Raw genomic sequence first — 10,567 nt, 5'->3', positions numbered from 1 at the left:
CAGGAGGGCCGCACCCGTGTCAAAAGTGACATTCCTGATGTCCCCAACCAAGGATACCGAGATGTTGATTTTGGCCGATTACCTTCAAAACGAAGGTTTCGCCATAACTGCCGTCTTTTGCCTGGCAGATTTGCTCAGCCAGGTGGCTGGTGGCGCTGCCGACGCGCTACTGCTCCAGGAGATTAAAGAGGGCTGCGCCGAGATAAACACCTCACAAGCCTTAAACCAACTGAATCAATCCGGTTGCACAATTCCGATCATCGTCATCGGGCATTATCCCGCCAAAGAGTTCTGCACCAAAGATCACATCTTCATTGCGAGCTCATACCCAAGGGATTTGCCGAAGTTGGCAAAAAAGATCGAAGCGGCTATACAAAGCCGCCCCTGAACCTTAGACTCTTTGACAACCCACTTTGGGTTGTTTTTTCTAAAATCCCAAATACTGCACTTCTTCCTGCAGCTGAATACCGGTAGCATTGCGCACTTTCATTTTCACTTCTGAGATAAGCATAATTACGTGCTCTGCCCTAGCGTGTTCAGTGTTGACAATATACGCACCATGTTTTGATGAAATATGGCAGCCACCAATCTTTTTATCTTTTAATCCCAGCCGATCAATAATATACCCCGAAGAGAGCTTGCCATACTTAGTTGCCTCGTTCCATTCCTCCTCACTAATATCCAGCCCCTTTATAACTTTAGCCTTATCAATTGCAACTTTATCAAGTTCAATATTTTTAAACACACAACCGCAACTTGGTTCAGACGGTAACTTTGCTTCGCGCTGTTTGATAATCTCTCGGACTTTCGCCGCAATTTCTTTTTGATCTCCTTTTTTTAATTTCAATATTACCGACAGTACCAAAGCCGGCTTTTCTTTCAGGATGCTATGACGATACCCAAAGCCCATATCGCGGTTGCTCATTTTTTTAATTTCGCCGGCCTGGTACACCGTTACTTCGGTTACAATTTCAGAAAAGCTCGAACCGTATGCACCGGCATTACCATAGACCGCACCGCCAACCGTACCGGGAATACCGGACGCAAATTCCAGGCCGGTCAAACCTTTCTTGGTGGCGAAGTCAACAAGCTTAGACAAATCAACGCCGCTTTCAACGATAATTTCTTCTCCATTAGCCGTCAATTTACCGCCGAGATTTTTTATTACCAATCCATCATAACCCAAATCAGCAATTAAAATATTACTTCCCCAACCAATCACCGTATATTCAATGCCCAATTTGGTCGCTGCCTGAATTGCCTTTAACAAATCTTCACTGCTTTTTGCTAAATAAAAATACCGCGCCGGGCCACCCAACTTATAAGTGCACTGTTCAGCTAAACTGACATTTTCCTGCACTGTTGGCAACAACTCTTTTAGATTTGGCATATAATTATTAAATTAATTTATCACGAACCCGATAGACATCCCCCGCACCCATCGTAACTAATACTGTACCAGGCTCCAGCCTTTCTTTCAAATAATTAATCGTTTGATTAAGATCACCGGCGTAAACCACGTCGGGATGATTTATTTTAGTGGCTTGCGCCAGGTGTTCTGAGGTAAAATCATGGCCTTGCTCACGCGCCGAAGCAAAAATATCGGCAAAAATTATCCGGTCAACGCTGTTGAAACTTCGGGTGAAATCAGACAAAAGCGCTTTAGTCCGCGAAACCATATGCGGCTGAAAGACACACCAAATTTTTTTATCAGGATAACGATGGCGCACCGCCTCAAGAGTAGTCTTAATTTCCGTCGGATGATGACCATAATCGTCAACAAATATAATGCCATTTTTTTCTGAGACATCAAACCGGCGTTCAGTTCCTTTAAAACTTAACAATGCCACTCTAATCTGTTCCAGGCTGACACTTTCCATTAAGCCAACAATAATGGCGGCACAACAATTTAATACATTATGAACGCCAAACAAGCCCGTCTCAAACTTACCAATTTCTTCCCCGGATTTAAAAAGCCTGAAGGTAGTTTTATTAAATTCATGAATGATGTCCCTAGCAACATACATATTATCGTCACCCAAACCGTACGTAACAATGGTTTTATCTTGGTTAGCAATAATCTTTCTAACACTAGGCCAATCACCACATGCCACAACAACATTCTTTGTCTTCTCAATCAGCTGGGCAAAAGATTTTTCTAAAGATGCCAAATCGGGAAATACATCAACATGTTCCCACTCCAAACTGGTAATAATCGAAATGGCCGGATCAAGATCTAAAAACTTTGAAACGGTATCATTTTTTGCCCGAATATATTCATCACCCTCAACAATAAAATGCGCGCCCGTCGACCAAGCGGCATTACTTTTTAAATCAGGCACTTGTCCGGTTCCAATTAAAAAGCTCGGATCTAGCCTCGCCTGACGAAACACATGCGCCACTAAAGCCGTGGTGGTGGTTTTGCCATGAACGCCGGTTACCGCGATAGTCCTTTTCTCACGGCTTAAAATACCGCGCAACTCTGAATCGCTGATGGTCGGGATTTTCCTTTTGTGACATTCTGCCACTTCAACATTTTCGCTTCCCCATGAGGCGCCAATCACCACTAAATCTGGATCAACGCTCATATTCTGAGCAGAAAAATTTTCAAAAACTTCGATGTCATTATCAATTAAAATCTTATCCGTAATAAATTTTTCGGGAACATCGGAGCCAAAAACCGTCAACCCCCGTTGTTTACAGATCACAGCCAAACCAGACATTGCTACGCCTTTAATACCGATAAAATAAATTTTTTTTATGCTGTTAATATTAATCATAAACCTAGATCCTTTTTAATCTGTGGCACTGCTCGCAATGCCGCCCGACGACCTTCCTGAATACAATATTTAACGGCGCTAGTGTGCATTCGGCCAATATGCTTAATTCCCGGATCAATAATAATATTATATGGATAAGCCGTATGATAAAAATTCCTTGATTGAGCGACCGATAGCCAGGACGCCCGATAAATTAAGTCAATAATATTCAAATTCGTTTTATGATTTTTAATTGCTTCTTTTTTATTTTTTTTCAGGCCGCGCAAAGTCGAAAAAAATCTGGTAAACAGGCTCGGCGGCCGGGAAACATACACGGCAATGACATAATCCGCGCCATTTTGATACAAGACATTTGAAGGGATCATATTAAAATTTCCGCCGTCAACTAAGACCTGCCCACCTCTTTTAACCGGTTTGAACACACCAGGCACCGCCGTACAAGCCTGAATTGCCTGCCCAACCTTGCCGTCGGCAATGATTGTTTCTTTCATGGTCAAAATATCAGTCACTGTCAGTAATACCTTTTTATGCAAATCCTTAAACTCCTTGTCGCCGACAAACTCCTCAAAAAACACCCGGTTACGCTCGCCTTTTAAAAACCCTTCCCGGGGAATCGTTGGTTCAAAAATAACCCGCCAGAAATCTCGGCGGCGGCCTTCAATCAACCGCTTCTTTAATTGCGGCAGTGTTCCGGCGGCATAAGCGCCGGCAATTGCCGAGCCTGATGAACAGCCAGAGATAATATCAATCGGAATATTATTTTCTTCCAAAACCTCAATCACGCCGATCTGAGCCGTGGCCCGGATAAAACCGCCAGACAAAGCTAAACCAACTTTTTTTCGCGAAATGTTTTCGCTCATAAAATTAACTCAACTATTTTTCGAGAAGCATTCGGCGGTAAAATCTTAGTGATATTACGGCTCAAATTACTCAGCGCTGGCTTGTCATCTAGTAGCTCTCTGACAGCCTTAGCCAGAATATCAGGATTAAGATCTTTTTCATTGATTAGTACTGCCGCATTATTACGGAAAAATTCCGCCGCATTTTCCTCCTGATGAGTTTCCGGAATCGGAACAACAATCAACGGTTTTTGCCAAGCGGCTAGTTCAGTCAACGACGACATCCCCGCCCGAGTAATAACCAAATCGGCGACCGCATACGCATACCTTAATTGGTCTGTTAAAAAATCAAAGCTACGATAACGTGAATGGCTGGCCTCAACATCAAGTCGCCCGCCGGTTAAATGAATCACCTGACAAAATTGCACTAACTGCGGCAAACTGTTAACGACTAAATTATTTAAACTCAACGCCCCCGTACCGCCGCCAATGACTAACAAAGTTGGCAAATTCGGATCAAGATTAAAAATTTTATACCCCTCTTCCCGGCGAGCGGTTAAAATGTCTTTTCTCACTGGATTACCAACCACTGTCGTTTTCTTAGACGGGAAATCTTTCAATGATTTTTTAAATGTGACGGTAATAATAGTTGCTACCGGCGCCATCAATTTGTTTGCTAATCCTGGTCTGATATCCTGCTGATGAACTGTCACCGGTTTTCCTAGCACCCAAGCTGCCCAGGCAACCGGCACTGAAACAAACCCACCGGCAGTCATTACTACCGAAGGCTGATACTGCCAGATAATTTTTAATGCCTGAAAAAACCCCGCTACAATTAAAAAGGGATCCAAAAAATTCCGCCAACTAAAATAGCGTCTCATTTTGCCGGAAGAAATTTTTTTGATTGGAATGCCATAGGAACTAATCAGCGAATTTTCTGTACCCTCCTTAGTTGCCAACCATAAAAAATCAGCACCCGAAACACTGCTGTTTATCTCTTCATAGATTGCAATCAAGGGACTAACCGAACCGATTGTTCCGCCTCCTGAAAATAGTATCCTCATAGCTTAAAAGTAACAAATTACTCCCCGGGCGGCAAGCTAAGACTGGCGGGAAATATTAATCAAAATGCCGGCCGCCGCCATCGCTGAAGCTAGGGCAGTCCCTCCATAACTAATGAACGGTAGCGGAATTCCGGTCAACGGCATTAAACCAATCATTGCTGCGATGTTGAAAAAAGCCTGCCAGGTAAACCAGCCAATGATGCCAACAACAATATACCTCGCATAGTCATCCTCAACCTTTTTTGCCAGCTTCAATCCGCGCCAAGCCAGCAGTAAAAACAAGACAATCAGACTCGCGGCAAAAATAAAACCCAGCTCTTCAGCAATGATAGCAAAAATTGAATCTCCCATCACTTCTGGCAGATATGCGAATTTTTGGCGCGACTGCCCAAACCCCAGCCCGAACAGACCACCAGAACCAATCGCCAAAAAAGCCTGATTGATATGATACCCAAACCCCAGCGGATCAAGCTCCGGATTTAAAAAAGTCATCAAACGTTCGGCGCGATATGGTGCTTTAGCGATCAACACCGCTGCAGCCCCAAAACCCAGCACTACTAAACTAATAACGTGCCTAATTCGCGCACCGGCAACAAAATAAATCACGACAGCAATCGCAACAATGACAATTGCTGTTCCAAGGTCCGACAACGCCACCAACCCACCAACCAGTCCCAAGATAACCAAAAATGGCAAAAAACCATTCCAAAAGTCGCCAGTCATTGCTTCACCGCGGTAGGAAAACCAGCCGGCTAAACTTAAAATTAAAAGCAATTTAACAACCTCTGACGGCTGAAACGACAAACCACCAATACTAATCCAGCTTTGCGACTGATTATACGTAGCACCAATGCCAGGGATTAAAACCATCACCAACAGCAGCAACGCTAAGCCAAAAATTGGCACCGTAAATTTTTCCCAAGTTCGATAATTAACAACCGTGAAAAAGACAAATAATGCCAAACCTGGCAAAAATCCTCTGATAATCTGCCGCTTTAAAAAGAAGTAAACATCATTGTATTCACGAAACGACGACACACTGCTGGCTGACGAAAGCATTAACAGACCAAAAAGAATAATGACAAAAAATAATCCGGCCAAAAAATAATCCGGCGTTTTACCAAACCTTTTTTGATCAGGTAAAACTCTGGATAATAAATTACTTTTTTTCTTTTTGTTTGCAAGATGAAACCGTCTCATAATTTTTTTACCAGGGCCACAAACTGATCACCGCGGTCAAACTCATTAATAAACATGCCAAAACTTGCCGACGCCGGAGACAACGCTACCGTATCTCCCGGCTTGGCAAAGCTGTTGGCTAAACCAATTGCTTCACTCATGGTGCAAACATCATACGCCACCGGCTGGAATTTTTCTGCCCGAAGTGTGCGGCCGATTTTTTCGCCACCTTCGCCGGCAAATAGCACAACCGCCCGACAACTGTTTTTAATTTCCTTTGCCAGTTGGCGATATTTAATGGTAGGAATATTTTTGCCAGCACCGCCAGCAATCAAAACAATTCTTTTGCCGACCAAGTTTTTACTTCTCAAAGCCCTCAGTGCAGCAATCGTGCCGTCCGGAGTGGTAGCAGTTGTGTCGTTAATATATTCTACTCCCCCCTTACGAAAAACCATTTGCAATCGGCCCGGCAAATTTTGAAATTTTTTTAATACCGTTTTAATCCCCCGGTTAGTAACCCCAAACATCGTTACTACCGCCAACGCTGCCAAAACATTTTCTAAGTTATGCTCGCCGACCAAATTGACATCTGAAACGTCCGCCAAAAAAGTCTGCTTGCCGAATCGACGTAGGTAAATTTTTTGTCCGACAACAAAAACGCCATTTTCTTCTTTAAAAACTTTTTTTGAAAACCAGAATCGCCTGGCGGAAACTTCCCGACCAAGTTTTTTTGTTTCAGCGTTATCAAAATTTAAAACAGTGCTATCTCTACTGGTTTGCCAAAGAAAAATATTTTTTTTAGCAGCAATATACGCCGCCATAGAACCGTAGCGGTTCAAATGATCGGGATAAATATTGGTAACAACACTAACGTGCGGCGAGAGTTTAAAACTACCAAGAATTTCTAATTGCCAAGAAGATAGCTCAAGCACCACTATGTCACTGGGATGAACCCGATCTAAAATTTCAAGCATTGGTTTTTGAGGCAACCCGGCCAGCCAAACCTTTTTTGATGTCTGCTTTAACAACTCATAAATCAAGCTCGTCGTAGTTGATTTACCTCTCGTCCCGGTCACCGCAATAATCGGCGCAGGGCAATGTTTAAAAAAAAGACTGGCATCATTTTCAATCAAAATTCCCTTTTTCCTGGCAATTTTTAAATATCTTGATTCGCGCGGCACTCCCGGGTTTTGAATAATCAAATCCGCTCCGACAAAGTCTAGCTCACGATGGCGACCCAAAACATAATTAATCTTTAACCCCTTCAAGGCATCCAACGACGGCTGCAGCTGTCTTTTATTTTTTAGGTCGGTTACCGTCAAACAAGCGCCCTGATTTGCCAGCCATTTGACAACAGCGGCTCCACCGCCGTGAAGCCCCAAACCCATGACTGTTATTTTTTTATCTTTGAAGGCACTGGGCATGTTAACTTTTGTCGCTTAAAAATAAAATCAGTCCGATAATTGCAGTGACACCAGCGATTACCCAAAACCGCATAACGATTTTTGGTTCCGGCCAACCTTTGGCTTCAAGATGATGATGCAGCGGCGAGGAAATAAAAATCTTACGGCCAAAAAATTTCTTTGATACCATTTGAATCAACACTGATGTAGTTTCAAGAACAAAAATAAAACCGATGATCGGCAACAATAATGCCGCATTAGTCAGCATGGCGATAATACCAAGCGTAACACCAAGCGACATTGAACCAGTATCGCCCATAAAAAATCGAGCCGGATTGATATTGAACCACAAAAACGCTAAGAGAGCACCAATAATTACGCCACAAAAAGTTGCCAAATCATAACGACCCTGGGCAAACGATATGGCGCCGTACGCCCCAAACGCTACCAACAAAACTCCGCCTGCCAGACCATCGAGCCCATCTGTTAGATTTACCGAGTGAGCTGTTGCGATAATGACAAAAATAAAAAACGGGATGTACCACCAGCCGATGTCGAAATATCCCATGAACGGAATGTATAACGTTGTCCATTCCAGTTTAAAATAAAACCACCAGGCGCCAATCGCCGCAATTAAGCCGTAAATAATAAACCGATGGCGCATTCGCAATCCGCCGCCATCTTTTCCCATTCGCCAAATATCAAACAAATCGTCAATCATTCCCACTACCGCTGAGGCTACCAACGCCCCAAGCGGCAACAGAGTTTCTGCCCGCGATAAAAAATTAAGCTGACCAAAAACGCCGTTAAAAAATTTTCCCGCCAACGAGAAGAATAAAATCAAAAACAATGTCGTGCCCCAGATTAAAATCCCGCCCATCGTTGGGGTGCCGGCCTTTTTTTTATGCATTTTTGCAAAAATTGGGGCGGCGGCTTCATCGCGAATACCTTTACCAAGCCGGTAGCTATACAAAAAATGGGTTAAAACCGGAGTCCAAATCAAAGTCAAAATAAACGATACGGTAGTCAAAAAGAAAATTTTAGTAATATAGAAATTTGCCACAACGCTTATTAGATATTAATTGTTAAAACCGCCGCCAAAGATAAAAACAAAAAAATCTGCATTGCAACCAGGCTGGCCATCAAAAAATAACTTAAAATCTTATAGTTAGCATATGTCATCAAAGCCAGCAAAAAATTCAGCGCCAAGATACCCAAACCGAGTCCGGGAAACAAAAACAGATAATACCACGGGCCAAAAAAATCAATACCGTAATAAATATTATAATGAAGCGGAATAACCGCTGATAGCTTCTGTGACTGCCAGGCCAAAAAAATCCATAACAGTATATTAACCAACAATGAAAAAACCAGCCCGAATTTAATCAATTTGTCTTTAAAAGCCTTTTCTGAAGCTTCCTGGAAAAAATCTAAGATCATATTTTTGCTATTTTTAAGATATTTTAATCATAATGATTATTGCCGATTTTGTCCACTTTCCAACTTTTTTAAAATTTAATTTTATGGTATAATAAAATAGCTTTGAACCAACCTAAAAACAAAATAATTATGATTGATGACGGCAAATTAGAAAAAATTCTTTTAGAGACAAAAACTATTGGCAAAAAAGAGCTTGATCTCTATCTTGAAGAAGCAAAAAAAAGAAATCAAAGCCTGGAAGAATACATCCTGTCTCAAAAAGCGTTTAACGAGGACCAGCTCTACCAAATTGTTGCCCAATATTTCAATTTGCCTTTTATTAACCTGAAAAACGAGACTATCCGCAAAGATATTCTTTTTTTAATACCAGAACCAATCGCTTCGACCCATAAAATCGCTGCTTTTGACCGCAATGAGCATGAACTTAAAATCGCTGCCCTAAATCCGGAAGATCTCCAGATTTTTGAATTTCTAAGCAAAAAAACCGATGCTGAGATAAAAATTCATATCACTACGCCATCAGGTATCAATGAAGCCCTTAAAAACTATCACAAAGGCCTGAAAGCCGAATTCCAGGAATTGACCAAAGACAATGATAATGGCGACGAAAATGGCGATACTAAACTCAAGGAACTGGCGCACGATCTGCCGGTTATCAGAATTGTTGACACCCTCTTAGAATACGCCATTTTTGAAAATGCTTCCGATATTCACATTGAGCCGACAGAAAAAGAAGTAATGGTGCGCTACCGCGTTGATGGTATTCTACGAAATGTTATGACGCTACCAAAATCAGTTCACGCCGGCATTATCGCTCGTATCAAAATCTTATCAAACCTCAAACTCGACGAACATCGCCTGCCCCAAGACAGCCGCTTTAAAGTCCAAACAAACGAATATAAGGTATCATTTCGTGTTTCCATTATCCCGACTTATGACGGCGAAAAAATCGTTCTGCGTGCCTTGAATGAAAACACCGGCGTTATTACTTTGGAACAATTAGGGTTTCAAAAAAAATCATTTGAAGCGATTAAACGAAATATTGAAAAACCCCACGGTTTAATCCTGGTTACCGGACCAACCGGCTCGGGTAAAACCACAACCCTGTATGCGATTTTAAACATCTTAAACCGGCCGGAAGTAAATATTACTACCATTGAAGATCCGATTGAATACCGCATGCCCGGACTTAACCAAAGCCAGGTTAACCCAAAAATCGGCTACACTTTTGCCAGCGGTCTGCGATCATTCTTACGGCAAGACCCAAATATTATCATGGTCGGAGAAATCCGCGACGACGAAACTGCCGAAATTGCAATTCATGCTGCGCTCACCGGCCACTTGGTGTTGTCCACTCTGCACACCAACGATGCACCAACTTCCCTGCCCCGCTTAAGTGAAATGGGAGTCGCCGCCTTTTTAGTTGCGTCCACTACTAATGTCATCATCGCCCAGCGATTGGTGCGAAAAATTTGTCAGGACTGTATTGAAAGCTACAACCTCAGCAAAGAAGAGCTGTCCAAACTTGAAAAACAAATTAACCTTGATTCGGTCCTTGCAACCCTGGAAAAAGAAAACCTGCTTACCAAAAAACAAAGCCGCGAGTCCCTTTTATTCTATCGCGGCAAAGGCTGTAAAAAATGCGATAAAACCGGCTACAAAGGCCGGGTCGGGCTCTACGAAGTTTTAGAGGTCAACTCGGAAATATCCAACTTAATCACCAGGGGTGGTACCGCCAACGAAATTGAAGAAGCGGCAAAAAAGAATGGCATGATGAGTATTCTAGAAGACGGGTTTATTAAAGCCAAAACGGGCATCACCACCATTGAAGAAGTACTGCGCGTCACCAAAGATTAAATAAA

Annotated in this window: 10 protein-coding genes; 2 read left to right on the top strand and 8 right to left on the bottom strand. The window is 42.5% G+C overall.

The genetic code is table 11. The features are described from left to right. The first annotated feature begins 37 nt into the window (after positions 1-37). Positions 38-388 (top strand): hypothetical protein, encoded by a 351-nt coding sequence (locus tag HUU49_00990; GenBank protein ID NUM25182.1) that lies wholly within the window; start codon positions 38-40, stop codon positions 386-388. Between the two features lie 39 nt (positions 389-427). Here HUU49_00990 and murB read toward each other — a convergent pair whose 3' ends face one another. Genes murB through HUU49_00950 form a run of 8 tightly spaced genes read right to left on the bottom strand, consistent with a single transcriptional unit; the run spans position 428 to position 8,705 of the window. Continuing rightward, positions 428-1,390 carry a UDP-N-acetylmuramate dehydrogenase gene (murB, locus tag HUU49_00985; protein ID NUM25181.1) on the bottom strand — a complete coding sequence of 321 codons (963 nt, stop codon included), beginning with the start codon at positions 1,388-1,390 and terminating at the stop codon, positions 428-430. Between the two features lie 7 nt (positions 1,391-1,397). Continuing rightward, positions 1,398-2,780 carry a UDP-N-acetylmuramate--L-alanine ligase gene (murC, locus tag HUU49_00980; protein ID NUM25180.1) on the bottom strand — a complete coding sequence of 461 codons (1,383 nt, stop codon included), beginning with the start codon at positions 2,778-2,780 and terminating at the stop codon, positions 1,398-1,400. Further along, positions 2,777-3,640 (bottom strand): patatin-like phospholipase family protein, encoded by an 864-nt coding sequence (locus tag HUU49_00975; protein ID NUM25179.1) that lies wholly within the window; start codon positions 3,638-3,640, stop codon positions 2,777-2,779. Before HUU49_00975 ends, murC begins: the two co-directional genes overlap by 4 nt. Beyond that, on the bottom strand, positions 3,637-4,683 hold the full coding sequence (gene murG / locus HUU49_00970) for an undecaprenyldiphospho-muramoylpentapeptide beta-N-acetylglucosaminyltransferase (GenBank protein NUM25178.1): 1,047 nt from the start codon (positions 4,681-4,683) through the stop codon (positions 3,637-3,639). The genes HUU49_00975 and murG overlap by 4 nt, the downstream gene beginning before the upstream one ends. Before the next feature lie 36 nt (positions 4,684-4,719). After that, positions 4,720-5,883 (bottom strand): putative lipid II flippase FtsW, encoded by a 1,164-nt coding sequence (ftsW, locus tag HUU49_00965; protein ID NUM25177.1) that lies wholly within the window; start codon positions 5,881-5,883, stop codon positions 4,720-4,722. Beyond that, positions 5,880-7,286, bottom strand: a complete 1,407-nt coding sequence (gene murD, locus HUU49_00960; GenBank protein NUM25176.1) for a UDP-N-acetylmuramoyl-L-alanine--D-glutamate ligase — start codon at positions 7,284-7,286, stop codon at positions 5,880-5,882. Before murD ends, ftsW begins: the two co-directional genes overlap by 4 nt. A 1-nt stretch (position 7,287) precedes the next feature. Next, a complete protein-coding gene (gene mraY / locus HUU49_00955) occupies positions 7,288-8,328 on the bottom strand; it encodes a phospho-N-acetylmuramoyl-pentapeptide-transferase (GenBank protein NUM25175.1) in 1,041 nt (346 codons plus the stop codon). 8 nt (positions 8,329-8,336) lie between these two features. Then, on the bottom strand, positions 8,337-8,705 hold the full coding sequence (locus HUU49_00950) for a hypothetical protein (GenBank protein ID NUM25174.1): 369 nt from the start codon (positions 8,703-8,705) through the stop codon (positions 8,337-8,339). Between the two features lie 129 nt (positions 8,706-8,834). Between HUU49_00950 and tadA the strand changes: the two genes are divergently transcribed. Beyond that, entirely contained in the window at positions 8,835-10,562 is a 1,728-nt protein-coding gene (gene tadA, locus HUU49_00945) for a Flp pilus assembly complex ATPase component TadA (GenBank protein ID NUM25173.1), read from the top strand. Positions 10,563-10,567 lie beyond the last annotated feature (5 nt).

This window comes from Candidatus Buchananbacteria bacterium, from assembly GCA_013359225.1.
In the GTDB taxonomy this organism is placed as follows: Bacteria; Patescibacteriota; Patescibacteriia; order Buchananbacterales; family UBA6539; genus JABWCG01.
The sequence above is the reverse complement of the archived record's forward strand: the minus strand, read 5'-3'. Positions and strand labels throughout refer to the sequence as shown.

What these genes read in the sequence shown, in the direction of transcription:
- HUU49_00990 (NUM25182.1), top strand. Translation starts at nt 38, where the DNA reads ATGTCCCCAACCAAGGATACCGAGATGTTGATTTTGGCCGATTACCTT.
- murB (NUM25181.1), bottom strand. Translation starts at nt 1,390, where the DNA reads ATGCCAAATCTAAAAGAGTTGTTGCCAACAGTGCAGGAAAATGTCAGT.
- murC (NUM25180.1), bottom strand. Translation starts at nt 2,780, where the DNA reads ATGATTAATATTAACAGCATAAAAAAAATTTATTTTATCGGTATTAAA.
- HUU49_00975 (NUM25179.1), bottom strand. Translation starts at nt 3,640, where the DNA reads ATGAGCGAAAACATTTCGCGAAAAAAAGTTGGTTTAGCTTTGTCTGGC.
- murG (NUM25178.1), bottom strand. Translation starts at nt 4,683, where the DNA reads ATGAGGATACTATTTTCAGGAGGCGGAACAATCGGTTCGGTTAGTCCC.
- ftsW (NUM25177.1), bottom strand. Translation starts at nt 5,883, where the DNA reads ATGAGACGGTTTCATCTTGCAAACAAAAAGAAAAAAAGTAATTTATTA.
- murD (NUM25176.1), bottom strand. Translation starts at nt 7,286, where the DNA reads ATGCCCAGTGCCTTCAAAGATAAAAAAATAACAGTCATGGGTTTGGGG.
- HUU49_00950 (NUM25174.1), bottom strand. Translation starts at nt 8,705, where the DNA reads ATGATCTTAGATTTTTTCCAGGAAGCTTCAGAAAAGGCTTTTAAAGAC.
- tadA (NUM25173.1), top strand. Translation starts at nt 8,835, where the DNA reads ATGATTGATGACGGCAAATTAGAAAAAATTCTTTTAGAGACAAAAACT.